General features: G+C 66.2%; 23 protein-coding genes and 2 pseudogenes. 10 read left to right on the top strand and 15 right to left on the bottom strand.

Going from position 1 to position 23960, the window contains the following annotated elements:
* Window positions 1-133 precede the first annotated feature (133 nt).
* From GGR89_RS03310 to GGR89_RS03290, 5 genes are read right to left on the bottom strand one after another with little or no spacing between them, the layout of a single operon-like run.
* On the bottom strand, window positions 134-682 hold the full coding sequence (locus GGR89_RS03310; protein WP_125977517.1) for a hypothetical protein: 549 nt from the start codon (window positions 680-682) through the stop codon (window positions 134-136).
* Between the two features lie 12 nt (window positions 683-694).
* Window positions 695-1312, bottom strand: coding sequence for a LutC/YkgG family protein (locus GGR89_RS03305; RefSeq protein WP_125977516.1), 618 nt, complete (start codon window positions 1310-1312; stop codon window positions 695-697).
* The gene (locus GGR89_RS03300) at window positions 1309-2700 is read right to left on the bottom strand and encodes a lactate utilization protein B (protein ID WP_125977515.1); all 1392 of its coding nucleotides are present in this window, start codon (window positions 2698-2700) and stop codon (window positions 1309-1311) included. The genes GGR89_RS03305 and GGR89_RS03300 overlap by 4 nt, the downstream gene beginning before the upstream one ends.
* Window positions 2697-3461, bottom strand: a complete 765-nt coding sequence (locus tag GGR89_RS03295; protein ID WP_125977514.1) for a (Fe-S)-binding protein — start codon at window positions 3459-3461, stop codon at window positions 2697-2699. The genes GGR89_RS03300 and GGR89_RS03295 overlap by 4 nt, the downstream gene beginning before the upstream one ends.
* Before the next feature lie 46 nt (window positions 3462-3507).
* Window positions 3508-4053, bottom strand: a complete 546-nt coding sequence (locus GGR89_RS03290) for a TetR/AcrR family transcriptional regulator (RefSeq protein ID WP_241213480.1) — start codon at window positions 4051-4053, stop codon at window positions 3508-3510.
* Between the two features lie 189 nt (window positions 4054-4242).
* Here GGR89_RS03290 and GGR89_RS03285 point away from each other — a divergent pair, with 189 nt between their 5' ends.
* The 5 genes from GGR89_RS03285 (at window position 4243) to GGR89_RS03265 (ending at window position 11565) form a co-directional block, all read left to right on the top strand.
* Window positions 4243-5445, top strand: a complete 1203-nt coding sequence (locus GGR89_RS03285; protein WP_125977513.1) for an efflux RND transporter periplasmic adaptor subunit — start codon at window positions 4243-4245, stop codon at window positions 5443-5445.
* A gap of 6 nt (window positions 5446-5451) precedes the next feature.
* Complete coding sequence (locus GGR89_RS03280; RefSeq protein WP_125977512.1) at window positions 5452-8625, top strand: efflux RND transporter permease subunit; 3174 nt, start codon at window positions 5452-5454, stop codon at window positions 8623-8625.
* 5 nt (window positions 8626-8630) lie between these two features.
* Entirely contained in the window at window positions 8631-10061 is a 1431-nt protein-coding gene (locus GGR89_RS03275; RefSeq protein WP_125977511.1) for an efflux transporter outer membrane subunit, read from the top strand.
* A 61-nt stretch (window positions 10062-10122) separates the two neighbouring features.
* The gene (locus GGR89_RS03270; protein WP_241213479.1) at window positions 10123-10425 is read left to right on the top strand and encodes a hypothetical protein; all 303 of its coding nucleotides are present in this window, start codon (window positions 10123-10125) and stop codon (window positions 10423-10425) included.
* Window positions 10426-10713: 288 nt separating this feature from the next.
* Entirely contained in the window at window positions 10714-11565 is an 852-nt protein-coding gene (locus GGR89_RS03265; RefSeq protein WP_125977510.1) for a fumarylacetoacetate hydrolase family protein, read from the top strand.
* A gap of 53 nt (window positions 11566-11618) precedes the next feature.
* Here the strand turns inward: GGR89_RS03265 and GGR89_RS03260 are convergent, their stop codons facing one another.
* Both GGR89_RS03260 and mgrA read right to left on the bottom strand, forming a co-directional pair.
* Window positions 11619-12080, bottom strand: a complete 462-nt coding sequence (locus tag GGR89_RS03260) for a GreA/GreB family elongation factor (RefSeq protein WP_125977509.1) — start codon at window positions 12078-12080, stop codon at window positions 11619-11621.
* The gene (gene mgrA, locus GGR89_RS03255; RefSeq protein ID WP_125977508.1) at window positions 12077-13138 is read right to left on the bottom strand and encodes an L-glyceraldehyde 3-phosphate reductase; all 1062 of its coding nucleotides are present in this window, start codon (window positions 13136-13138) and stop codon (window positions 12077-12079) included. Before mgrA ends, GGR89_RS03260 begins: the two co-directional genes overlap by 4 nt.
* Before the next feature lie 148 nt (window positions 13139-13286).
* Here mgrA and thrC point away from each other — a divergent pair, with 148 nt between their 5' ends.
* The gene (gene thrC / locus GGR89_RS03250; protein WP_125977507.1) at window positions 13287-14678 is read left to right on the top strand and encodes a threonine synthase; all 1392 of its coding nucleotides are present in this window, start codon (window positions 13287-13289) and stop codon (window positions 14676-14678) included.
* Window positions 14675-15544 carry a class I SAM-dependent methyltransferase gene (locus GGR89_RS03245; RefSeq protein WP_125977506.1) on the top strand — a complete coding sequence of 290 codons (870 nt, stop codon included), beginning with the start codon at window positions 14675-14677 and terminating at the stop codon, window positions 15542-15544. The genes thrC and GGR89_RS03245 overlap by 4 nt, the downstream gene beginning before the upstream one ends.
* A 41-nt stretch (window positions 15545-15585) precedes the next feature.
* Here GGR89_RS03245 and GGR89_RS03240 read toward each other — a convergent pair whose 3' ends face one another.
* The 3 genes from GGR89_RS03240 to ykgO form a co-directional block, all read right to left on the bottom strand.
* Window positions 15586-16521 carry a hypothetical protein gene (locus GGR89_RS03240; protein ID WP_125977505.1) on the bottom strand — a complete coding sequence of 312 codons (936 nt, stop codon included), beginning with the start codon at window positions 16519-16521 and terminating at the stop codon, window positions 15586-15588.
* Window positions 16522-17011: 490 nt separating this feature from the next.
* Window positions 17012-17632, bottom strand: coding sequence for an HAD family hydrolase (locus tag GGR89_RS03235; RefSeq protein ID WP_125977504.1), 621 nt, complete (start codon window positions 17630-17632; stop codon window positions 17012-17014).
* 8 nt (window positions 17633-17640) lie between these two features.
* Window positions 17641-17766, bottom strand: a complete 126-nt coding sequence (gene ykgO / locus GGR89_RS03230; RefSeq protein WP_010543750.1) for a type B 50S ribosomal protein L36 — start codon at window positions 17764-17766, stop codon at window positions 17641-17643.
* A gap of 218 nt (window positions 17767-17984) precedes the next feature.
* Between ykgO and GGR89_RS03225 the strand changes: the two genes are divergently transcribed.
* Genes GGR89_RS03225 through GGR89_RS03215 form a run of 3 tightly spaced genes read left to right on the top strand, consistent with a single transcriptional unit; the run spans window position 17985 to window position 20166 of the window.
* Entirely contained in the window at window positions 17985-18596 is a 612-nt protein-coding gene (locus GGR89_RS03225; protein ID WP_342449827.1) for a DUF4136 domain-containing protein, read from the top strand.
* Window positions 18593-19711, top strand: a complete 1119-nt coding sequence (locus tag GGR89_RS03220) for a M14 family metallopeptidase (protein WP_125977502.1) — start codon at window positions 18593-18595, stop codon at window positions 19709-19711. The genes GGR89_RS03225 and GGR89_RS03220 overlap by 4 nt, the downstream gene beginning before the upstream one ends.
* Window positions 19708-20166 (top strand): GNAT family N-acetyltransferase, encoded by a 459-nt coding sequence (locus tag GGR89_RS03215; RefSeq protein ID WP_125977501.1) that lies wholly within the window; start codon window positions 19708-19710, stop codon window positions 20164-20166. The genes GGR89_RS03220 and GGR89_RS03215 overlap by 4 nt, the downstream gene beginning before the upstream one ends.
* On the opposite strand, the gene GGR89_RS22880 is transcribed toward GGR89_RS03215, so the two are convergent.
* The 5 genes and pseudogenes from GGR89_RS22880 to GGR89_RS03195 form a co-directional block, all read right to left on the bottom strand.
* Window positions 20088-20414 carry a hypothetical protein gene (locus tag GGR89_RS22880; protein WP_425338742.1) on the bottom strand — a complete coding sequence of 109 codons (327 nt, stop codon included), beginning with the start codon at window positions 20412-20414 and terminating at the stop codon, window positions 20088-20090. The genes GGR89_RS03215 and GGR89_RS22880 overlap by 79 nt on opposite strands.
* 25 nt (window positions 20415-20439) lie before the next feature.
* Window positions 20440-21386 (bottom strand): annotated as a pseudogene (locus GGR89_RS03210) (IS630 family transposase).
* A gap of 294 nt (window positions 21387-21680) precedes the next feature.
* Window positions 21681-21998, bottom strand: a complete 318-nt coding sequence (locus GGR89_RS03205) for a hypothetical protein (protein WP_164542715.1) — start codon at window positions 21996-21998, stop codon at window positions 21681-21683.
* Entirely contained in the window at window positions 21995-22426 is a 432-nt protein-coding gene (locus GGR89_RS03200; RefSeq protein ID WP_125977499.1) for a CdiA C-terminal domain-containing protein, read from the bottom strand. Before GGR89_RS03200 ends, GGR89_RS03205 begins: the two co-directional genes overlap by 4 nt.
* Window positions 22368-23960: pseudogene (locus GGR89_RS03195) on the bottom strand (hypothetical protein); the annotation flags it as partial. The pseudogene GGR89_RS03195 and the gene GGR89_RS03200, both read right to left, overlap by 59 nt.

Below are 23960 nucleotides of genomic sequence, written 5' to 3'. Positions count from 1 at the left end.
GACCGCCGCCGAAGGCGGTGGTGGAGGGGTGTCCCAGCTGAAGACGGAGGCCCGCGCCCCCAGCGTCGACACCCCTCCGTCAGCCCTGCGGGCTGCCACCTCCCCTTACAGGGGAGGATGCACGGAATGCCTTCTATGTCGCAGTCTGCGAAGACTGATCTTTGTGCTCAATGCTGTCGCGATAGTATTCGATATCCAAAATAAACCGCGCAGCACCCCGCAAATTCGTTGAGAAGCGAAGCGTCTCACCCGATTGGAATACCAAACGATAATCCTCAGAGATCTCGCTCCTTTGCACGGACACCAGTTCGGAGATCAAGAACAGCCGTTCCTTACCCGTCCAGCTTCGTACCAGGATCATGCTCCCTTTCCACATTACGCACCGGCCATACGCGATCCAGACAGGGTAAGCTCCAGCAAGTGCAAAGCCGATCAGTACCAACAGCGCATAAAAGTTCTGCTCCTGCGCATCGGGTTGCATCGGATCCGACGTTATCAGGGCCGATCCGGCGAGTACAACGAACGACGCACAGCCGAACAACATGAAGTAGATCAAGAAGCCTGGCTTAAGCTGCTTCCACCCGCTTTCATCGCGCTGGACGCGCACCCGCACGTGCTGAGCAATCATGGTCGCGAGGCCAACTGCCGCGCCTACGATCAGGACTCTCGCCAAGACGCTCATTGCCCTCGCCCCTCACCCTACCAGCACCACATGCAGAAACCGCGGGCCATGCGCGCCGCGGACATAGGTGCCTTCGATGTCGGTCGTGCCGCTGACGCCCGTGACCCAGTAGTGCGCGCGCGGTACCGCGCCGCCCGGCGCGGCGTCCTCCAGCCAGCGGACCAGACCGGCGACCTCCAGCACGACGATATGCCGCAGCGCCAGGAAGTTGGGGAGCATCGGCGCTTCCGGCGACGTCTCGAATACCAGCGACCCCGTCTCCGCCACCCCGGCCCGCGCAAACGCCAGTACCGCGCCGTCGTCGATCGGGCATTCCGCCAGCCGCGTCAGCCCGGCCCAGTCGAGCCCGTCCACCCGCGCATCGGGCGGCAGCCATAGCGCCGGCGCGGCGCCCTCGGCCGCGAGATACCCCGCCACCGCCCCCGGCAGTTCCGCCAGCGAGCCGATCCGTGCATGCGTCGCCGCCACGCTCGGCAGCGCAAGCTGCGCCAGGAAGCGCGTCACCAGATCCTCCGGCCCCGCCGGCCGCTCGCGTTCCTCGCCCGCGAGCAGCGCCGCCGCCTCTGCAGCCAGATCCACCGCCGCCCGCGCCGGCCCCAGCCGCGCCAGGATCGCGTCGCGCGCGCTCATCGTTCGCCCTTTCGATAGCGGTCCATGAAGCTTTCCGCGGCCGGGGCGGGGAAGTCGCGCCCGCCGGTCCAGCCGCCGGCCAAGGGCAGCCGCGAGATCCAGCCGCGCCCGGCCAGCCGCATCGCCCGGATCGCCCAGCGCACGCCTGCGCGGTACAGCCACGGTCGCCGCGCCGCCCAGGCCCAGAGCCCCAGCCCTGATCGCAGCGTCACCGGCTCCAGCCCCTCGCGCCAGCTCTTCTCGCGCCAGCCGCGCAGCAATGTCGGCAAGGGAATCGCGACCGGGCACACCTCCTGGCACTTGCCGTTCATCGTGCAGGCACCCGGCAAATCGCGGCTCGCCGCCAGACCGTCGAGCGCGGGGGTCAGCACCGATCCCATCGGCCCCGGATAGGTGCCGCCATAGGCATGGCCGCCGATCTGGCGGAACACCACACAGTGGTTCATGCACGCGCCGCAGCGGATGCAGCGGAGCATCTCCGCCAGCCCCGCGTCGCGCATCGCGCTGCGGCCATTGTCGACCAGCACGATGTGCATCTCCTCGGGCCCGTCATGGTCCCCTGCCCGCTTCGGCCCGGCATAGAAGGTGGTATATTGCGTCAGCGCCGCGCCGGTCGCCGATCGGGCGAGCAGCCGCAGCAGATGCACGGCATGGTCCATCGAGGGGACCAGCTTCTCGATCCCCGCCGTCACGATATGCACGCGCGGCGGCACTAGCGAGAGTTCGGCATTGCCTTCGTTGGTGACGGTGCAGACTTGGCCCGAATCCGCGATCAGGAAATTGGCCCCCGAGATGCCGACATCGGCGCCCAGCATCTCGCCGCGCAGCTGCCGCCGGGCGCTCGCCGCCATCGCGACGATGCTTTCCTCGACAGGCGGTTCGCGGTGGCGGGCGTGGAACAGTTCGGAGACCTGCTCGCGCGTCTTGTGCATCGCCGGCCAGATGATGTGCGAGGGCCGCTCGCCGGCGAGCTGGATGATGTGCTCGGCCAGATCGGTCTCGACCCGGCCGATCCCCGCCGCCTCCAGCGCGTGCGGCAGCCCGATCTCCTCGCCGAGCATCGATTTGGAGCGGGCGACGCTCTTCGCCCCCGCCTTGCGACAGAGGTCGACGACGATCGCGCAGGCCTCGTCGGCGGTGGCGGCCCAGTGGACCGTCGCCCCCGCTGCGGTCGCCGCCGCCTCGAACTGCACCAGATAGCTGCCGAGATTGGCGATCACATGGTCCTTGATCGCCGCCGCCCGTTCGCGCGCCGCCGCGAAGCTGGGCCAGGCGCCGATCGCAACACCCCGCTTGGCCTCGGCGGTGCCGGCGGTGCGCTCGACCGCGATCTTGAGCTGGCGGTCGGCGAGCGCGGCATCGACCCGCGCGTCGAAGGCACGGCTCATTGCGCTTCGCCGATCGCCGGGCCGTCGGCCATGCCGGCCAGCACCTCGATGGTGTGGAAGGCGCGGACGTCCGCCCTGCGCCGGTGCAGCTTGCCCGCCATGTTCATCAGGCAACCGAGATCGCCCGCCAGCAGCAGCCCGGCACCCGTAGCCTCCACCGCCGCTGCCTTCTCGTCGGCGATCGCGTTGGAGATCGCCGGGTATTTCACGCAGAAGGTGCCGCCGAAGCCGCAGCAGGTCTCCTCGCCCTCGAGCGGCACCAGCGCCAGGCCGTCGACCGCGCCGAGCAGCCGCCGCGGCTGCGCCTTGATGCCGAGTTCGCGCAGACCCGAGCAGCTGTCGTGATAGGTCGCGGTCGCCGGCAGCGCGACGCCCTCCGGCCGCCAGCCGCGCGCATCGAGCCAGGCGAGGATCTCCCAGGTCTTCGCCGCCACCGCCTCGGCCCGCGCGGCCCATTCGGGATCGCCGGCGAGCAATTCGGGATAGTGGCAACGGATCGTCCCCGCACAGCTGCCGGAGGGGACGACGATCGCCTCGTACGATTCCAGCATCGCCACGTTGCGCCGGGCGAAATCGGTGGCGGTGGCGCGGTCGCCCGAATTGAGTGCCGGCTGCCCGCAACAGGTCTGCGCTTCCGGCACCACCACCTCGCACCCGGCATCGGCGAGCGTGCGCAGGGCCGCAAAGCCCACCCGCGGCCGCATCGCATCGACCAGGCAGGTGACGAACAGCGCGACGCGGGACGGGGGAGCCATGGTCATGCCGCGCCTTCGCATATCGGCGCGGGCGCTGTCACCAGCGCGCGCATCAACCCGCCGCGGCCTCGGCCTGCATCGCGGCGACCTCGTGCCGGATCATCCGGAGCACCAGCGCGGCAGCGCGATCGGTATCCTCGGCGGGGCTGAGGAAGCGGTGCTGCATCAGCCCCAGCGCGGTCGCGGTGATCACGTCGGTCAGCGCACAGCGGCGCTCGGCGAAGGCGTCGCCGGGGATCAGCGCCGTCAGCGCCGCGAGCATCGTGCCGCGCACGTCCTCGCGGGTATCCTCGAAGATCGCGGCGATGCGCTCGTTGCGCGCCGACTCGGCGACGATCTCCGCGAACAACGGGTCCGACTCGTCGGGCTCCGGGCGGATGAAATCGGCCAGCCAAGTCCATACGAACTCGGGATCGCCGCTCCGGATGCCCGCGCACAGCGACTCGGGCGCGAGAAAATCCATGCAGTCGGCCCGGACGATCTGTGCGACGATCGCCTCCTTCGAAGAAAAATCGCGATAGATTTGACCTACCGCAATGCCCGATTCCTTGGCGATCTGGGCCACGCCGGTGGCGTGAAAACCGTTCGCAATGAACAACCTGCGCGCTGCCGACACGATTTTTTCGCGCCGCAACAGCGCTTTATCGCGGTGCGGAACGCCGCCTGCTTCCGTGGCTTCTGCCATCCGTGTTACCCTTGAAACCGTCTTGACCGACCACCTCACTTCGCAGTAGCGGCGAATGTGAGCGATCGTTCACTCACATATATCATAACGGCAGGCATCCGCATGACTTTTTTCCGTCACACCGCGCCGGCTCTCGCGCTTGTCCTCGCCGCCTGTGGCGGTCAGTCCCAGCAGCAGGGTGGCGGCGCCCCCGGCGGCGCGGGCGGACAGCAGGCCGCACCGCCCCCCGTCTCCTATGTCGTCGTCCAGCAGCAGGCGGTGCCGCTCACCAGCGAGCTGCCCGGCCGGCTGAGCCCCTATGAGAGCTCGGACGTGCGCCCGCAGGTCAACGGCCTGATCCTCGAGCGGCTGTTCACCGAAGGCGACATGGTCCGCCAGGGCCAGCCGCTCTACCGGATCGACCCCGCCCCCTATCGCGCCGCCGTCGCCAGCGCCCGCGCCGCGCTGACCCGCGCCCAGGCGACCATCGCCACCAGCGAGGCGCTCGCCCGCCGCTATGGCGAGCTGGTCAAGATCAACGCGATCTCGAAGCAGGAAGCGGAGAACGCCGTCGCCAGCGCCGCCCAGGCGCGCGCCGACGTTGCTGCCCAGCGCGCCGCGCTCACCACCGCCGAGATCGACCTCGCCCGCACCACGATCCGCGCGCCGATCAGCGGCAAGATCGGCCGTTCGCTCTACACCACCGGCGCGCTGGTCTCCGCCTCGCAGGCCAATGCGCTGACCACGATCCAGCGGCTCGACCCGATCTATGTCGACATCCAGCAGTCGAGCGCCGACATCCTCAAGCTGCGCCAGTCGATCCTGGCCGGCCAGGTCGCGCGTGACGGCAACGCCAAGGTGGCGCTGACGCTGGAGGACGGCACCAATTACGGGCCGCAGGGCACGATGCGCTTCGCCGACGTGACCGTCGACGAGACCACCGGCAGCCAGGTGATCCGCGCGTTGTTCCCGAATCCGAACGGCCTGTTGCTACCGGGCATGTTCGCCCGCGCCCGCCTCGTCGAGGGTACCCAGCAGAATGCGATGCTGGTGCCCCAGCGCGCCGTCAGCCGCGACGAGCGCGGTAATCCGACGGTGCTGATCGTCGGCGCCGAGAACAAGATCGAGCCGCGCCCGATCCAGACCAGCCGCACCGCCGGCGACAGCTGGATCGTCACCGGCGGGCTCAAGCCAGGCGACAAGGTGATCGTCGAGGGCGCGATGATGCTGCGGCCGGGCATGCCGGTCACCCCGCAGCCCTGGAACCCGAACGCCAAGCCCGCCCAGGGCCAGCCGGGCGCCGCCGCACCCGCCCAGGGGAAGTAACCGCTCATGTCGCGCTATTTCATCGATCGGCCCATCTTCGCCTGGGTCATCGCGATCATCATCATGCTGGCGGGCATCCTCGCGATCCGCAGCCTGCCGATCGCGCAGTTCCCGGCCATCGCGCCGCCCGCCGTCTCGATCACCGCGACCTATCCGGGCGCGGACGCCCGGACGCTGGAAAACACGACGACGCAGATCATCGAGCAGCAGCTGAAGGGAATCGACCACCTTCGCTATTTCTCGTCCTCGTCCTCGTCGGCGGGCACCGTCACGATCACGCTGACCTTCGAACAGGGCACCGATCCGGACATCGCCCAGGTGCAGGTGCAGAACAAGCTGCAGGCGGCCACCCCGCTCCTGCCGCAGGAAGTGCAGCAGCAGGGCATCCAGGTCGCCAAGGCCACCCAGAACTTTCTGGTGGTGATCGGCCTCTATTCGGAGGACGGGTCGCACAGCGGCACCGATCTCGCCGACTATATCGTGTCGAAGCTGCAGGACCCGCTGTCGCGCGTGAACGGCGTCGGCGACACCCAGGTGTTCGGTTCGCAGTACGCGATGCGCATCTGGGTCGATCCGGTGAAGCTCAACAAATACGCGCTCACCATGGATGACGTGACCACCGCGATCCGCGCGCAGAACGCGCAGGTCTCGGCCGGCCAGCTCGGCGCGCGCCCTGCGCCGAAGGAGCAGATGCTCAACGCCACCGTGTCGGTCCAGTCGCGGCTGACCACGCCCGACGAGTTCGCCCAGATCCGCCTGAAGAGCGGCACCGATGCCTCGGTGGTGCGCCTCGGCGACGTCGCCCGCGTCGAGATCGGCGCGGAGAGCTATGGCTTCGATTCGAAGTGGAACGGCAAGCCCGGCGCCGGCATCGGCATCAAGCTCGCCCCCGGCGCCAACGCGCTGACCACGGTCGACCTGGTCAAGGCGCGCGTCAACGAAATCGCCAAGACCTTCCCGGCCGACATCAAGGTCATCTACCCGTACGATACCACGCCGTTCGTCCGCCTGTCGGTCGAGCAGGTGGTCCACACGCTCGTCGAAGCGGTGGTGCTCGTCTTCCTGGTGATGTTCCTGTTCCTGCAGAACTTCCGCGCCACGCTGATCCCGACGATCGCGGTGCCGGTGGTGCTGCTCGGCACCTTCGCGGTGATGGCGATCGCCGGCTATTCGATCAACACGCTCACCCTGTTCGGCATGGTGCTGGCGATCGGCCTGCTCGTCGACGACGCGATCGTCGTCGTCGAGAATGTCGAGCGCCTGATCACCACCGAGCATCTCAGCCCGATCGACGCCGCGCGCAAGTCGATGGAAGAGATCACCAGCGCGCTGGTCGGCATCGCCCTCGTCCTCTCGGCGGTGTTCCTGCCGATGGCGTTCTTCGGCGGCTCCACGGGCGTGATCTACCGCCAGTTCTCGATCACCATCGTCTCGGCGATGGCGCTGTCGGTGTTCGTGGCGCTGGTGCTCACCCCGGCGCTGTGCGCCACCATCCTCAAGCCGCACGATCCGAGCAAGACCGAGGGCAACGGCCTGCTCGCGCGCTTCTTCCGCTGGTTCAACGACAAGTTCGATCGCGGCCAGGCCAAGTACGAGAAGGGCGTGCGCAGCACCGCGCGCAGCTGGAAGCGCTCGGGCCTGGTCTATCTGCTGATCATCGGCGGGATGAGCTTCCTGTTCCTGCGGCTGCCCGGCGGCTTCCTTCCCGAGGAAGACCAGGGCATCGTGATCGCGCTGGTCCAGGGCCCGGCGGGCGCCACTTCGGCACGTACCGAAAAGGGGCTCGACCTGATCCGCGACCACTTCCTCAAGGAGGAAGCGGGCAATGTGAAGGGCGTGTTCACGATCAACGGCTTCAGCTTCGCGGGCGCCGGCCAGAACAGCGGCCTTGCGTTCATGCCGCTGAAGGACTGGGCCGATCGCCCCGGCCACAAGAATGCCGCCGCGTCGATCGTCGGCCGCGCCATGGGTACCTTCGCGCAATATCGCGACGGCCTGATCTTCGCGATCACCCCGCCGGCGGTGCAGGAGCTCGGCAACGCGACCGGCTTCGACCTCCAGCTCGTCGATACCGGCGGCATCGGCCATGAACGCCTGCTCCAGGCGCGCAACATGATGCTGGGCATGGCGATGCAGGACAAGCGCCTGGTCGGCGTGCGCCCCAACGCGCTCGACGACGCGCCGCAGCTCAAGGTCGACATCGACCAGGACAAGGCCAAGGCACTCGGCCTCGACCTTTCCTCGGTCAACAGCACCATCGCCACCGCCTGGGGCGGTTCCTATGTCAACGACTTCATCGATCGCGGCCGCGTCAAGCGCGTCTATGTCCAGGCCGATGCCCCCTATCGCCTGACGCCGGAGGACATCGCCAACCTGTACGTCCGCGGCCCCACCGGCACGATGACGCCGTTCACCGCCTTCTCGACGCTCAGCTGGGCGCAGGCACCGGTGCAGCTCACCCGCTATAACGGCCTGCCCTCGATGGAAATCCTCGGCTCGCCCGCCCCCGGCACCTCGACCGGCGACGCGATGGCGGCGATGGAGGCGATCCACGCCAAGCTGCCGCCAGGCACCCAGCTCGAATGGACCGGCCTCTCCTATGAGGAACGCCTGTCGGGCGGCCAGGCGCCGGCACTCTACGCGCTGTCGCTGCTGATCGTGTTCCTCTGCCTCGCCGCGCTCTACGAGAGCTGGTCGGTGCCGATCTCGGTGATCCTGGTGGTGCCGCTCGGCGTGCTCGGCGCGCTGCTCGCGGCGTGGCTGACCGGGCTCAACAACGACATCTACCTCCAGGTCGGCCTGATCACCACGATCGGCGTGTCGGCGAAGAACGCGATCCTGATCGTCGAGTTCGCCGAGGAGCGGATGCGCGAGGGCATGAGCGCCTTCGACGCGGCGATCGAAGCCGCCAAGCTCCGTCTGCGCCCGATCCTGATGACCAGCCTCGCCTTCATCTTCGGCGTGCTGCCGCTGGCGATCTCCACCGGCGCGGGCGCCGGCGGCCAGAACGCGATCGGCCGTGCGGTGGTGGGCGGCATGCTCTCCGCGACGGTGCTGGCGATCTTCTTCGTGCCGATGTTCTTCGTGGTGGTGCGCAATCTGTTCGATCGCCGCCGCAACAAGAATGCGGGCCCGAATACCAACCATGACGGCGGCGCCAACGCGCCCCAGGGAGCCTGACGGCCGTGACCAACCGCTTCCCCCTGTTCTTCGCGCTGGCCGCGAGCACCGCGCTCTCGGCCTGCAACCTGGCCCCCAAGTACAGCCGGCCCGCGCCGGCGATCCCGGCGGCGCTGCCCCAGGGCGGCGTCTACCCGGCGGCGGCCACCGACGCGCCGGACATCAGCAAGGTCGGCTGGCGCGACTTCTTCACCGACGATCGCCTGCGCCGGGTGATCCAGCTGGGCCTGGACAACAACCAGGACCTGCGGCTCGCCGCGGCCAACGTGCTGCAGGCCCGGGCGCAGTACCGCGCGCAGCGGGCGGACCTGTTCCCCGCGATCGGCGTCAGCGGCACCGGCACCTACACCAACACCGCGCAGTTCGCGGCCAGTGCCGGCGGCGCACTGGGCGGCGCGGGCGTGCAGGACGTCCAGAACTTCAGCGTGTCCGGCGGCATCACCTCCTATGAGATCGACCTGTTCGGCCGGGTGCGCAATCTCAGCCGCGCCGCGCAGGAGCAGTATTTCGCGAGCAGCGAGGCGCAGCGCGCCACCCGCGTGTCGCTGATCGGCGAGATCGCCAGCGCCTGGCTCACCCTCGCCTCGGACCGCGAGCAGCTCGCGATCGCGCAGAACACGCTCAAGGCGTTCGAGCAGTCGCTCGAGCTGACCCGGGCGCAGTTCCGCATCGGCACCGCCTCGGAGCTGGAGTCGCGCCAGGCCGAGACGAGCTACGAATCCGCCCGGAACGACGTGGCGACGGCACAGACCCGGATCGCGCAGGACATCAACGCGCTCCAGCTGCTCACCGGCGCCACGGTTGCGCCCGAGCTGCTGCCGGAATCGCTGGGTGACGCCAAGGCGACGATCGACGCGCTGCCCGGCAACGTGCCGTCGGAAGTGCTGCTGCGCCGCCCGGACGTGCTCCAGGCCGAGCACCAGCTGATCGCACAGAACGCCAATATCGGCGCGGCGCGCGCGGCCTTCTTCCCGAGCATCTCGCTCACCTCCACGGTGGGTTCGATCGCCTCGACGATCGGCAAGCTGTTCGGGTCCGGCACCGATACCTATACGGTCTCGCCCACCGCCTCGCTCAACATCTTCAACTTCGGAAAGAACCAGGCGAACCTCGACTATTCCAAGGCCTCGCGCGACGCGGCGGTGGCGACCTATCAGAAGACGATCCAGACCGCCTTCCGCGAAGTCGCCGATGCGATGGCCCAGCGCGGCACGATCGACGAGCAGCTGCGCGCGCAGAGCGCACGCGCCAATGCAGCGGAGGTCGCCGCCAAACTGTCCGACGCGCGCTACCGGGCGGGGGTCGACTCGTTCCTAACCGTGCTTGATTCGCAGCGCAGCGCCTATGCCGCCGAGCAGAGCCTGGTCACCACGCGGCTGACCCGCGCGAGCAACTTGGTTACCCTGTATAGAACCTTAGGCGGCGGGCTCGACTAGAGGCTTGCCACCTGCGAAAATCGGCATAGTCTCTGGATCCAATAGGAGAAGGAGAGGTGTCGTGTCGCTGAACGAAGTGCACCCCGAACAGGACCAGGGCCTGCCCCCGCTGCCCGTGCAGGCCTCGGACGAAAGCATGATCATCCTCGAGGGCCTGTTGTGCGTGATGCGGGAAAAGAACCTGCTCTCGCGCCAGGACCTCGAGCTGCTCTGCCAGAAGGTCGAGCGCCGCGCCGCCGGCGTGAGCAAGAACCCCCTGCCCTGCTGCCCGAACAAGGCGGCGAACGCGCGCAACTATATCCAGCGCCTCGCCGACTATCTGGGCCAGCGCTATGGCGGCAAGCACCTGCGCCGGGTGAGCTGAGCGCTTAGGCCGGCCCGCCCCGGCCCCGCCCGTCATCCCGGCGAAAGCCGGGATCCATTGGGGTCTCCGTCGCGGTTCTTGCCGAGGCCGTTTGGCGTCTAGATCCCGGCTTTTCGCCGGGATGACGGCTGTCGAGAAGTACGGCGCAACGACGCTGTTGCCGCCCCCGCCCTCCGCCGGCCCCGGCCCCGCCTCCAATAATCGGACAAATCGGCAAATCCCGCTTTGGCAACGCGCCCCCGCGCGCTAGGGCGCAATCGTCTGTCTTTCCTGAATGAGGACGCTTGCATGAAGTTGCTTCGCTACGGCCCGCGCGGTGCCGAAAAGCCCGGCATCCTGGACGCCGAGGGCCGCATCCGCGACCTGACCGGCCTGGTGCCCGACCTCACCGTCGACGTGATCGAGCGGATCCGCGCGGTGGATCCCACCACGCTGCCGCTGGTCGAGGGCGACGTTCGCCTGGGCGTGCCTGTGGCGAACATCGGCAAGTTCCTCGCGATCGGCCTCAACTATGCCGATCACGCCCGCGAAGCCGGCCTCGAGCCGCCGCCCGAGCCGATCTTCTTCACCAAGGCGATCTCGTGCCTCACCGGCCCGAACGATCCGGTGATGATCCCCAAGGACTCGCAGAAGAGCGACTGGGAAGTCGAGCTGGGCGTGATCATCGGCAAGACCTGCCGCCATGTCGACGAGGCCGATGCGCTCGACCATGTCGCGGGCTTCGTCCTCGCCAACGACGTATCCGAGCGCGCCTTCCAGAAGGAGCTCGGCAGCCAGTGGGACAAGGGCAAGGGCTGCGACACCTTCGGACCCATCGGCCCGTGGCTGGTGACGCCGGACGAGGTGGCCGACTGCCAGGCGCTCGACATGTATCTGGACCTCAACGGCAAGCGCATGCAGACCGGCAACACGTCGACGATGATCTTTCCGGTGGCGGAATGCATCGCCTATATGAGCCGCTTCATCACGCTCCACCCCGGCGACCTGCTGATCACCGGCACGCCCCCCGGAGTCGGCGAAGGCCAGAAGCCCGAGAAGATCTTCCTCAAGCCCGGCGACGTGATGGAGCTGGGAATCACCGGCCTCGGCACCCAGCGCCAGGACGTGATCGCGTTCGATCTGGCGGCGTTCAACGACTGAGCACCGTCCCCTTCTTCTAAATCCCCCTCCCGCTTGCGGGAGGGGGGCGCCCCCTAAATCGCCTCCACCGCCAGCACCTCAATCGCTTCCGGCTTCCCTCCGAAATCGACGCGCTCGCCTTCCTCCGCGCCGAGCAGGGCGTGCGCCAGCGGCGCCTGGAAGGCCAGCCGGTCGGCCGCCGGATCAGCCTCATCATGGCCGACGATCTCGATCACCCGCTCGCGCCCGTTCAGCTTGATCCGCACCCGCGCGCCGATCCCCGCCACGCCGTCCTCCAGGGGCGGCGCGACCTGCGCGGTGGCGGCGCGGGTGTTCCAGTAGCGAAGCTCGCGCTTGAGCGCTTCCCTGGCCTCGTCCTCACCTTCGGCCCCGATCGCCGCCTCCAGCGCGGCGACCTTGCCCGCGATCAGCGCCGGCCCTGCCGCCGTGACCAGGTTGGGCCCGGCCGGCAGCGGCAGCTCGAACTTGGGTTCCTTATGTTCCTCGTCGCTCTCGCGGCGAAACGCGACACTCATCGTTGGGGCAGTTCCTCAAGCGTGGACGATACCTTCCAAAGATCGATCGCGCCTTCGGTTGCATGGGTGTCGATTTCCGCCAGCTCCTCGGCGTTGAAATCGAGGTTCTTCACGGCATCGAGCGAATCGTCGAGCTGCTGCACCGTCCGCGCGCCGACCAGCGCCGAGGTCACGCGGGGATCGCGCAGCACCCAGGCGATCGCCATCTGCGCCAGCGTCTGCCCGCGCTTCTCGGCGATCGCGTTGAGCGCACGGATGCGGGCGATATTGTCGTCCGAGAGCAGCCGCGTGTCGAGCGATCCGCCCTTGGCCGCGCGCGCATCCTCGGGCACGCCGTTCAGATACTTGCGCGTCAGCATCCCCTGCGCGAGCGGCGAGAAGGCGATGCAGCCGGTGCCGAGATCCTCGAGCGTGTCGAGCAGGCTCTCCTCGATCCAGCGGTTGAGCATCGAATAGCTCGGCTGGTGGATCAGCAGCGGCACCTTGTAGTCCGCCAGGATCGCCGCGGCCTTCCGCGTCAGCTCGGGCGAATAGCTGGAGATGCCGACATAGAGCGCCTTGCCCTGGCGGTGGATCTGGGCGAGCGCGCCCATCGTCTCCTCCAGCGGCGTCTTGGGGTCGACGCGGTGCGAGTAGAAGATGTCGACATAGTCGAGCCCCATCCGCTTGAGGCTCTGGTCGCACGAGGCGATCAGATATTTCTTGCTGCCGCCGACGTCGCCGTACGGCCCGGGCCACATGTCCCAGCCGGCCTTGGTCGAGATGATCAGCTCGTCGCGGTGCTGCGCGAAGTCGGTCGCCAGCACGCGGCCGAAATTCTCTTCGGCCGAGCCATAGGGCGGCCCGTAATTGTTCGCGAGATCGAAGTGCGTCACGCCGCGATCGAACGCCCGGCGCAGCATCGCGCGGGCATTTTCGAACACGTCGGTGCCGCCGAAATTCTGCCAGAGCCCCAGGCTGATCGCCGGCAGGTCGAGCCCGCTCACGCCGCAGCGGCGATAAGGCATGCGGCCGTCATATCGGTCGGCATCGGCGTGCCAGGGCTGGGGATAGGCCATCATCTCTCTCCATCGGGAAGGCTGTACGGAACGCGCCTATACGCACGCCGGGTCCGTTGCGGAACACCCTCGCCCACCAACAAGGGCACGCCGCCCCCAAGGACAGCTATCTTGTCCCGATCGTTGCCGGCGGGTAACGCGGTCGGCCATGCAGTATCACAGCACCCGCGGCGGCGCGCCCTTGCTGGGCTTTCGCGACGTCACCCTCACCGGCCTCGCCAGCGACGGCGGCCTCTACGTCCCGACCCAGTGGCCGCGCTTCTCGGCCGAGGACATCGCCGCCATGCGCGGCCTGTCCTATGTCGAGACGGCGGTGCGCGTCATGCTGCCCTTCGTCACGCCGGACCTGAGCGAAGACGAGCTCCGCCAGCTCTGCACCCAGGCCTATGGCCGCTTCGCCCACACCGCGGTGACCCCGCTGGTCCAGATCGACCAGCAGCACTGGCTGCTCGAGCTGTTTCACGGCCCCACCCTCGCCTTCAAGGACGTGGCGCTCCAGCTGCTCGGGCTGCTGTTCGAGAAGTTCCTGAGCGGCACCAACCAGCACCTCACCATCGTCGGCGCGACCTCGGGCGACACCGGCAGCGCCGCGATCGACGCGGTGGCGGGGCGCATCGGCGTCGACATCTTCATGCTCCACCCGCAGGGCCGCGTGTCGGACGTCCAGCGCCGCCAGATGACCACGGTGCTCGCGCCCAATGTCCACAACATCGCGATCGACGGCAGCTTCGACGATGCCCAGGCGCTGGTGAAGGCGATGTTCAACGATCGCGACTTTGCCGGTCGTTTCCAGCTGAGCGCGGTCAATTCGATCAACTGGGCCCGGCTGATGGCACAGGTGGTCTATTATTTCTACGCCGCCGTCCGCCTCGGCGCGCCCGAGCGGGCGGTCGCCTTCTCGGTACCGACCGGCAATTTCGGCGACGTGTTCGCCGGCTATGTCGCCGCGCGCATGGGCCTGCCGGTGGCCAAGCTGGTGGTGGCGACCAACGTCAACGACATCCTCCACCGGGCGCTGTCGGCCGGGGACTATTCGGCGGGCACCGTCACGCCAACCGCCGCGCCCTCGATGGACATCCAGGTCAGCTCGAACTTCGAGCGGCTGCTGGCCGATCTCGCCGGTGCGCCGATCGCGGACCAGATGCGCGGCTTCGAATCGACGCGCGCGATGCAGCTCACCAACGCCCAGCGCGAAGGCGCCTCCAAGCTGTTCACCAGCGACGCGATCGATGCCGACGGCATGAACGAAGCGATGCGCTGGGCCTGTGCCGAAGCCGGCCAGGTGATCGACCCGCACACCGCGATCGGCCTCGCCGCCGCGCAGCGCGCCGGGCTGGCGCCGGACGTGCCCGTCGTCACCCTCGCCACCGCGCATGCCGCAAAATTCCCCGACGCGGTCGAGCGCGCCACCGGCATGCGTCCGACCGTGCCGAGCCGCGTCGGCGACCTGTTCGAGCGCCACGAGCGCTACGACACCCTGCCCGCGACGTTCGACGCGGTCACCGGCTATATCGCCGAGCGCGCCCACGCCCGCCCATGAAGCTCGTCACCCTCACCGGCGAGCCCTGGGGCGACTATGGGCTGATCGATTCGGGCCATGGGCGGAAGCTCGAGCGCTACGGCGCCTATCGCTTCATCCGACCCGAGCCCCAGGCGATGTGGGCGCCGGCCGCGGCCGAGTGGGACGCGCATGCCGAGTTCGTCCCCGGATCCGACGAGGATGGGGGCGGCCGCTGGGAGTATCTGAAGCCTACGCCCCGCGAAGGCTGGCCGCTGGCCTGGCGCGAGGTGCGCTTCACCGCCCAGACCACGCCCTTCCGCCATCTCGGCTTCTTCCCGGACATGGCGCCGGTATGGGACTGGATGCGCGGCCGGATCGACGGCATGGACAGTCCTGAGTGCATGAACCTGTTCGGCTATACCGGCGTCGGCTCGCTGGCGCTGGCGGCGGCGGGCGCCAAGGTGACGCATGTCGATGCCTCCAAGAAGTCGGTGATGGAGGGCAAGGCCAACGCCCAGCTCTCGGGCATGGCCGATAAGCCGATCCGCTGGATGATCGACGACGCGATGAAATTCACCGCGCGCGAGGTGCGCCGCGGGCGGCGCTATGACGGCATCATCCTCGATCCGCCCAAATGGGGCCGCGGGCCCAATGGCGAGGTGTGGAAGCTGGAAGAGGGTCTGCCGTCGCTGATCGACGACGTCGCCAAGCTGCTCGACGCGAATTCGCGCTTCCTGTTCCTCACCGTCTACGCGGTGCGGATGTCGGCGCTGGCGATCGGCGAACTGGTCCGCCAGGCGATGGCGGACAAGGGGGGCACGGTCGAGGCGGGCGAGCTGACGGTGCGCGAGGAAGCGCGCGGGCTGGAGCTGCCGACGGCGATTTTTGCGCGGTGGAGTAGGTAACTATTCGCCTACCGCGCAAGCACTTCAGCCGTGGTGGCAGATCACTGCGGCTGCGAATTGACTAAAAAGTCCCTGCGGAACCATGCCCCTTCGTCGCCTGGCATTGCGTATGCTACATCGAGAATGATTTGATACGCGGTACAAACGTCGGCAGGCTGCGCATCTTTCTGATTCTGCACGGCGCTTGTCACAGCATCTAGCCGGGACGCCGGGAGCTTGCGCCATTCAATCTCCAGAGGCTTCGCGAAAGCAGCAGTTGCCTTGTCCTTCTGCAGTTCGCTAATTTCAACGACGGGCATGTCAGCATCGAGCGATGAAAAAATCGCTTTTCTCAGCAGGCCCAGAAACTCTCGAAAGGGGACGATCCCCATTCTTGAAATGACCTGCAGCTCCATACCGGCTTCTACCCGCGTGGAATAAATATGTGCGCACTCTTCCTGCGTAGAGCTTTTTGCCAAAGCCGCAAGAAAGTAGTAGTATCTTTGAATATCGAAATCGCTCATCTTCGAAAAACCGCGAACCTGCAACGCATTCAGAAGGTCCTCGACAACCAAATCGCTGACCCGAGGCACTGACTCACGGTCTCGTAAATCACCACGTCGCGCGTACATTTTGTCCGCCACGATAGCGACAAAACGTGGGTCATGATGGATTGCGCGCACATGCTCGTCTAAAGCTTCTGCAAAAGGCCCTTGCAGACCGAACCGTGCAGCCATAGCGCGTCCGAAGCCGGGGCGCTGGAGAGCCGAAGCCGCCAACACCTTCATTTCCGATTTAGAAATTCCCTCCGCAGGTCCCGGCTTGACGCCCAGCGGCTTAGTCGTGAGCGAAGGACCAGGCCTACGGGATGACGCGCCAGCATCTTGCGACAAAATTAGCGTTTTGACACCGCCACTTGACGTCGAACCAGCTGCGACGGCGGTAGAAACTAGGCCGCAAAAAACGGTCGCGATCAGCACAAACGTAATCGGCTTCATGTCTTCCCCCATGCTCCGCAACCTTCGATTAGTGATGATCACAGCAGCGTCTCGGGTGACGTAGCGCTTCAGGCCATCCCAGCACAACGGTATCACGGACATCCAGACCGAGGCCTCCATCTGTTGGAGCAGAAGGATATTTGATGATCCTGGGGGAGTGCTTAGACCATCATTGCAGCTGTAATTCCGGTTCCTATATGTTCTATGCCGGGATCTACCCAGCGAGCGCTCTTTGAACCTGCTGGAACCACGCCTCGCGAAATGCACCGTGCACGTCCACGTGTGTGAACTTACGAATCGCGCACGAGTGTGAACTTTGGCAACTTAGCGAGCAGCAATCGCTCGCCGCGACACCCACCTCAGTCATCCCGGCGAAAGCCGGGATCCATTAGGGTCGCCGTTCCAGCTCCAGCCCCGGCGGAGCGGTGAATGGATCCCGACTTTCGTCGGGATGACGACGGAAAAGGTGGAGAGGAAGAAACGCCAGCGCTCAGCCGGCAAGCACACCCAGCCGCACCAGCTCGGCGCGGAACGCCTCCGCGCCGGTAAACACCACGCCGTGAATACCCTGCCCCCGCGCCGCCTCGACGTTCACCGGCAGATCGTCGACGAACACCGCGTCCGGGCCCTGCAGTCCGAATCGCTCCAGCGCCAGCGCGTAGATGGCGGGATCGGGCTTCACCAGCTTCTCGTCGCCCGAGACGACGATGTCCTGGAAGCGGCCGAACAGCCAGTCGACCTGCGGCATCCAGGCCCGCCAGAACTCGCCGGAGAAATTGGTGATGCCGAACAGGGGCACGCCCGCCGAATCGAGTTCCTCGACCAGCTCGGCCATGCCGGGGATCGGCGGACCCAGTTGGTCACCGAACTGCGGCCCCCAGAGCGCGATCTTGTCGGCATGCTCGGGGTACAGCGCGCTCAGCTCCGCCGATGTCTCGGCGAAGGGGCGGCCAGCGTCATGCTGGAAATGCCATTCCTTGGTGACGACCTGCGACAGAAACGCGTCGAGCGCCTGCTCGTTTTCGAACAGGCGCTCGTACAAACGCCGCGGTTCCCAAGGGAAAAGAACGTTGCCGACGTCGAAGATGACGGCGTGCGGCGCAGTCCCCACGTATGGGCTCAGCCCTGACGTGCCTTGAAACGCTTCTGCGTCTTGTTGATCACGTAGATCCGGCCACGGCGGCGGATCACGCGGTTGTCGCGGTGCCGCCCCTTGAGCGACTTCAATGAATTGACGATCTTCATGACCGATTCGCTTCTCAAATTATCTGGAATGCCGGAAAGAGCGGCTCGCCTATAAGCGCGGGGCCGGGAAGTCAAGGCCGCGTGTGTCCCGTGCCGCCGATATGCAGCCGAACGCCGCGCTCGAACGTTCCGTCCCCGATGGGACCCGCAAATCCGCTCGACCCGGCCCATGCTGGCAGGATAGATCCATTGCGCCCACGAAACAGGAGTGCGTGTTCGTGAATCCGTATCTGCGTCTTGCCCTGCTCGCTACCCTGCCCGCGCTCGCCGCCGGCTGCACCACCACCGGCGCCCGTCCGCCGATCGACGTCACCCGCTATCATCTGAGCGAGCCGTTCGAGCGCACCACGGTCAGCGTGATGCCGATGACCGGCGCGATGGACGTCACGCCCGAATTCCGCGTCTATGCCGATGCGGTGCAGGCGGAGCTGAACAAGCAGGGCTATGTCCCCGCCACCAGCGATCGCCCGGCGGGCTATATCGCCTCGGTCTCGTTCACCCGTGCCTCGCGCGGCGTGGTCCGCGAACCCTCGCCGGTCTCGATCGGGCTGGGCGGCGGCAGCTTCGGCGGTGGCCGGGGCGGCGGTGTCGGGCTGGGCGGCGGCGTCTCGTTCGGCATCGGCAAGCGCAAGCAGAACGAGATCCTCGTCTCGCAGCTCTGGGTGCAGCTCCGCCGCCGCGCCGGCGAGAACGTGATCTGGGAAGGCCGCGCCGAGACGACCGGCGTGGGCCTCCGCGACAACCAGCCTGCCGCCACCGCGCAGCGACTCGCCGCTGCGCTGTTCAAGGACTTCCCCGGCGAGTCCGGGATCACTACGACGGTCAAATGAGCATTCAGATCAGCGCCGCGTTCGACAGCGGCAACATCCGCGTGGTCGCCATCGAAGGCGACCGGGTCGACTGCGAGATCGTCCTCGATCACCAGTCGGACTTTTTCCAGTGGTTCCACTTCCGCGTCGCCGGCGCGAAGGGGCGGACGCTGACCTTCCGCATCCTCAATGCGGGCAGCTCGGCCTACCCCTTCGGCTGGCCGGGCTACAAGGCGCGCTGGTCGGCGGACCGCGAATCGTGGCGGATGACCGAGACGGACTATGCCGACGGCATCCTCAGCTTCACCCATCACTTCCAGACGGACCTCACCTGGTTCGCCTATTTTGCCCCCTATTCGATGGAGCGGCACCACGACCTGGTCAGCCGCATCGCGCTGCAGGAGGGCGTGACCCACCGCCAGCTGGGCGAGACGCTGGACGGCCAGCCGATCGACTGCCTGACCATGGGCGAGGGGCCGAAGCAGGTCTGGCTCTATGCCCGCCAGCACCCGGGCGAGAGCATGGCCGAATGGTGGATGGAGGGCGCGCTTGAGTTCCTCACCGACGAGGACAATGCCGTCGCGCAGGCGCTCCGCACCAAGGCCACGTTCCACTGCGTGCCCAACATGAACCCGGACGGCTCGCGCCGCGGCCATCTGCGCACCAATGCGGCGGGGGTGAACCTCAACCGCGAATGGCACACCCCGACGCCCGAGCGCAGCCCGGAAGTGCTCGCGGTGCGCAACGCCATGGACGCAACCGGCGTGGACTTCGCCATGGACGTGCACGGCGACGAGGCGATCCCGGCCAACTTCCTCGCCGGCTTCGAGGGCATCCCGAGCTGGACCGACGCGCTCGGCGAGAAATTCTACGAGTTCGGCCGGCGTCTCGCGGCGCACACCCCCGATTTCCAGACCGAGCTCGGCTATGACAAGTCGCCCCCGGGCAAGGCCAACCTCGCCATGTCGACCAACCAGCTCGCCGAGCGGTTCGGCGCGGTGTCGATGACGCTGGAAATGCCGTTCAAGGACCATGATGCGAACGCCGATCCCGAGTTCGGCTGGTCGCCGACCCGCAGCAAGCTGCTCGCCCATGCCTGCCTCGAGACGCTGGCGGGCATGATCGACACGCTGTGATCACGATCCGGGAAGGCGGGCTGGACGACGCCCAGGTGCAGGATCTTCTGCGCCTGCACGCGGCGGGCATGCTCGCCAACTCGCCGGCCGAGAGCTGCCACTTCCTCGACCTGTCGGGCCTCCAGGCGGCGGACGTCACCTTCTGGAGCGCCTGGGCGGGCGCGGACCTGCTCGGCATGGGCGCGCTCAAGCAGCTCGATGCGACCCATGGCGAGGTGAAGTCGATGCGCACCGTGCCGGCGCAGCTCGGCAAGGGCATCGGCGCGGCGGTGCTCGAGCATATCCTCGCCGTCGCCCGGGCGCGTGGGCTGACGCGGCTGAGCCTGGAGACGGGTACCGCGCCGGCGTTCGAACCGGCGATCCGACTCTATACCCGCTACGGCTTCGCCCCCTGCCCGCCGTTCGGCAGATATGCGGAAGATCCGCATAGTCGCTTCCTCACGCTGGCGTTGTAGTTGAATATTAGGAGCTGCGCATGTTCGCGGGCTGGGCATCGCTGTGCCCGACGAGCGTCGCGTGCGCCTGCCGCAGGATATAGCCATAGCGGCATCTCGATCCGATAGGCATAGCCGTTCAGCCAGCGCTGCATCGCCCACCAGATGATCGGCCAGGCGACGAAGTTGGCCAGCAGCGCAGGGCGGGTCCGCTGGCGGAGCAGCAGCAGGCGTATCTGCGCCGTGCTCGCCCCCATCGCCTTGCGGATGCCGATCGCCTAGAGCAGTTTCCGATCAATTTGGATCATATCCGCAGGAACTGAAGTAGTTGGCGCATTCGATGGGCTGGAAGATGTCGACAAGTGCGCCGATGTGGTTCCAGAGTCCGCTGACAGTGCGCTCTCCAGCCTTTCGGAGCATGGCCTTGAGGCGGGCAAAGGCCTTTTCGATGGGGTTGAAATCGGGGCTGTAGGGCGGGAGGAAGCGCAGCGTCGCGCCGGCCGCCTCGATCCGCTCGCGGACCGCGGGTCGTTTGTGGCTCGACAGATTGTCCATGATGACGATGTCGCCGGGACGCAGTGTGGGCACGAGGAGCTGTGCCACATAGGCTTCGAACCAGTCGCCGTTGATCGGTCCGTCGAGCACCATCGGCGCGACCATGCCGGTCATGCGCAGTCCGGCGACCAGCGTGGTGACCTTGCGATGGCCATGCGGATATCCCATCCGCAGCCGCTCACCTCTGGCGCATCGACCGTGGCTGCGGGTCATGTTGGTGGCGGCCCAGGTCTCGTCGATGAAGACCAGGCGTTCCGGTTCCAGATCTACTTGGCCATCGAACCAGCCGCGGCGCTGCTTCAGGATGTCGGGCCGGTCTTGCTCGACGGCATGGCCAGTCTTTTTTTGCGCGTCATGCCACGGCGCGCGAAGAAGCGATGTAGCCCTGAGACAGAGGCCGCCAGACCCTTCTTGGCCAGGGCTCGGCGAAGCTCTTCCAGAGAGATGTCCTTGCGGGCTTCCCACAGCGCGAGAATGTCAGCTGCCCGTTCCTCGACCCGACGCGAACGCATGTCTCCGCCTTGCAGCTTGGCGGCAAAATTGCCCGTTTCCCGCCTCTGCGCGTGTCAGCGGATCGCTGTCGAGGGCGCAACCCCAAACCGTGCGGCTGCAGCCCGACAGCTCAGCCCGCCGTCAATCGCAGCCAGAACACGAACCCGCAAATCCATAGAGAGAGCATGACCCATCCATGCCGGACTCCTTCACCGGCATGCATTCTGAATCAGAAATCGCGATCCTTGGGGATCCCTCCACGATTCAGTGCGGTCGAAATCCGCTCTAGATGACCGCCCACACGGCCGCATTGGCGAAGTCGCCATCCTGCTTGCCATTCGGAAGACAACAGGGACCTAAGATGTGGCCAGTGCGATACGCGAAGCTCGCGTTAACTGCGAAGCTATGTGATCTCGCCTGTTAAAGCGGGAATCCCGCCAATTTTCCTCGCTAGACGCGGCGACCGCTTTCACCCCTTCAACCTTAACTCAGATATTGCGTTCGGACTGCCCCTCGGGAGACGTCGCCGTCTCGCCCGATCGCCCCATGCCGATCTCCGATTCATACTCAGCACTAATTGGCTCATCTAAAAATAGCTCGTGTATTTCCTTTTCTCCAACTCCCCGGACCAAAATACTCAAACGATCATATACTTGAACTTCAATCAATCCCCACTCTAGAAGAGCAGCAAGATATCCTTGCCATATCAGTGACACGCTTTCGGTATTACGCCAATTTAGTTGACGTACAATTCTGTTTTTAATCTCTTCTTCCATTGGGCAATTTTCCATCATCAAATTCATCATTTTATCCTCGGTACAGAAATTTCACCTTCTGAAGTAATAATGGTGATATTTTGTATCTTCAATTTCCGATCAGCCCCATAAGCACGGCCAATAGCACGATATGCAACATATTTCGTCATTCCATCCTGTCCGCGGGCATCTATAATTATGTTACCCGATTGGCCACGCGCGTCCATGATGGTGCTTGATATAGATTTCGAGATACCATCTATCGTCTTATTAGCAATATTGTTCACCGTCTTCAATTCATAACTGACCCCATCAATAATGAAGTCGACAGTTCGATTCGTTGATGTAGGAATGATTTCTACAGTTCGCCCAGCGACAATTAGATCATTCACAAAAGATTTTTCTGCAGAAGTTAATCCATCAACTGAGCCAAATAACCTGCCTGGGCCGTATACGCCCCCCCCCGCTAAGAAGGTCACCTTGGCTGTGTGCAACATTCGTATATGCTCCGCCAGTGTTCGCTGGCTCAGGAAGCTCAAATCCTGGCAGAGGCGGCGGCGGGATTGGCGTCACCAGCGGTGGCGTTCGGATGTCGTCCGGGTTTGGTATGGGCGTACCTAGCTGCAGATCGGGCGGCGGCATCGGCGGCCGGCCCTGCAGCGGGGGCAGCGGCGTAGCTACCGGCAGGGTTTCCGTGTTTGGCTTCGCCGATGGATCGACGGGCGTCATCGTGCTGGGCGAAGACGGGGTGTTGAGCCCGACGTAGAGGTACGCTGCTCCCAAACCGAGCCCTGCCCCTACAATCGCCGCGTTGCCATAGGGGCCCTTCAGCTTGGTCAAGGCGTTGATCGCCGCGCCCAATTGCGGCGTGTATCGAGCCACGAACGAACTTCCAGGCGACGTAGCGAGAACTTCGATTTGCGCCGGGGTAAAGCCCAGGGATGCCAACTTCGCCAGAGCGGCGGCCGCTTCTGCCTCCCGCTGCTTTCCCACAACATTCTGGTTACCCAGGGAATAAGCGTCCAGCGCGGCCTGCTGATCGGACGACAGCGTGCACATTTCCTTGGCATTCGCACAAGCGCTGACCTTGTCGAACGCCGACAGCCCGCCCAGTTTGTTCACGGCTTCCCGGAACGCTGGATCCTTTTCGTAGACCTCCGCAACCGGAAGACCATGCTTCCCGTCAGGACTATAGAGCCCCATTGGCGTCGTCGTGGAGTTGTTCTGCGTCTCGAGATGCGCCGACGTCACGGCACTCTGCGCGTCCAAGCCCGCAGCGGAGGCGACCGCTGCGACGATCGTCGCCACCAGATTGTCGCGTGCCTGCTGCTCCGCGAGCGTCAGTTGCTTGCCGTCCTTATCGGTTGCGGTCGTCTTCCCGGTCTTGAGAAGATCGTTCAGCACGACCGCTGCCGCGGCGCCCATCGCTCCGCTAGCACAGTCGCCCGAGCCCCCGGCCGCGCTGCCGGCACAGCCGACCAGTCCCTGCAGCGCGGCGCGGGCCTCTTCGCTATGGAGCTTGTCGGCGATGTCCTTGACCTTGCTCGTCGCCAGGCCCTGCAGCACGTTGACCGCCGCTCCCTGCACGAGGCTGGTGAGCGAGCCGCTTACGTCCGATCCGGCAGCGCCGTTGATCGCCGTGAGCACAAGCCGCCCGGCGCCACCGGCACCCCAGATCGCATAGGGGTTGGACTTGGGATCCCTGTTCGGATGCTCTTCAGCCCATTTCTCGGCCTCGGCTGCCTGATGGCTCAGGAACGCCGTCGTCTCCGCGGCCAACGCCTGCGCCGCCTGGAAGCCCTGGGCGATTTCCTGGCGCTTGGCCTCGTCGAACTGCTGGACGACTGCGCCGGCATTGGCGCCGCTGGTGTCGCGGCGGATCGTCTGGGCGAGCGCGGCGCTGGCGGCGTCGCCCGAGGTGATCGTGATCGTGCCGTTCGCGATAGCCGAATAGGTCGTGCCGGACTGGTCGCCGCTCGCCCCCATCGCCATCGGCGGGGTCGCGGTCACCGT

Origin of the sequence: Sphingomonas trueperi (assembly GCF_011927635.1) — a bacterium.
In the GTDB taxonomy this organism is placed as follows: Bacteria; Pseudomonadota; Alphaproteobacteria; order Sphingomonadales; family Sphingomonadaceae; genus Sphingomonas; species Sphingomonas trueperi.
Note: the sequence above shows the minus strand (reverse complement) of the source record. Positions and strands in the feature narration are given on the sequence as shown.

Coding starts and splice junctions, on each gene's coding strand:
- GGR89_RS03240 (WP_125977505.1), bottom strand. CDS start 16,521: ATGAAGCCGATTACGTTTGTGCTGATCGCGACCGTTTTTTGCGGCCTA.
- mgrA (WP_125977508.1), bottom strand. CDS start 13,138: ATGGCCTATCCCCAGCCCTGGCACGCCGATGCCGACCGATATGACGGC.
- GGR89_RS03245 (WP_125977506.1), top strand. CDS start 14,675: ATGAAGCTCGTCACCCTCACCGGCGAGCCCTGGGGCGACTATGGGCTG.
- GGR89_RS03205 (WP_164542715.1), bottom strand. CDS start 21,998: ATGATGAATTTGATGATGGAAAATTGCCCAATGGAAGAAGAGATTAAA.
- GGR89_RS03260 (WP_125977509.1), bottom strand. CDS start 12,080: ATGAGTGTCGCGTTTCGCCGCGAGAGCGACGAGGAACATAAGGAACCC.
- GGR89_RS03280 (WP_125977512.1), top strand. CDS start 5,452: ATGTCGCGCTATTTCATCGATCGGCCCATCTTCGCCTGGGTCATCGCG.
- GGR89_RS03295 (WP_125977514.1), bottom strand. CDS start 3,461: ATGACCATGGCTCCCCCGTCCCGCGTCGCGCTGTTCGTCACCTGCCTG.
- ykgO (WP_010543750.1), bottom strand. CDS start 17,766: ATGAAGATCGTCAATTCATTGAAGTCGCTCAAGGGGCGGCACCGCGAC.
- GGR89_RS03285 (WP_125977513.1), top strand. CDS start 4,243: ATGACTTTTTTCCGTCACACCGCGCCGGCTCTCGCGCTTGTCCTCGCC.
- GGR89_RS03265 (WP_125977510.1), top strand. CDS start 10,714: ATGAAGTTGCTTCGCTACGGCCCGCGCGGTGCCGAAAAGCCCGGCATC.
- GGR89_RS03310 (WP_125977517.1), bottom strand. CDS start 682: ATGAGCGTCTTGGCGAGAGTCCTGATCGTAGGCGCGGCAGTTGGCCTC.
- GGR89_RS03220 (WP_125977502.1), top strand. CDS start 18,593: ATGAGCATTCAGATCAGCGCCGCGTTCGACAGCGGCAACATCCGCGTG.
- thrC (WP_125977507.1), top strand. CDS start 13,287: ATGCAGTATCACAGCACCCGCGGCGGCGCGCCCTTGCTGGGCTTTCGC.
- GGR89_RS03300 (WP_125977515.1), bottom strand. CDS start 2,700: ATGAGCCGTGCCTTCGACGCGCGGGTCGATGCCGCGCTCGCCGACCGC.
- GGR89_RS03305 (WP_125977516.1), bottom strand. CDS start 1,312: ATGAGCGCGCGCGACGCGATCCTGGCGCGGCTGGGGCCGGCGCGGGCG.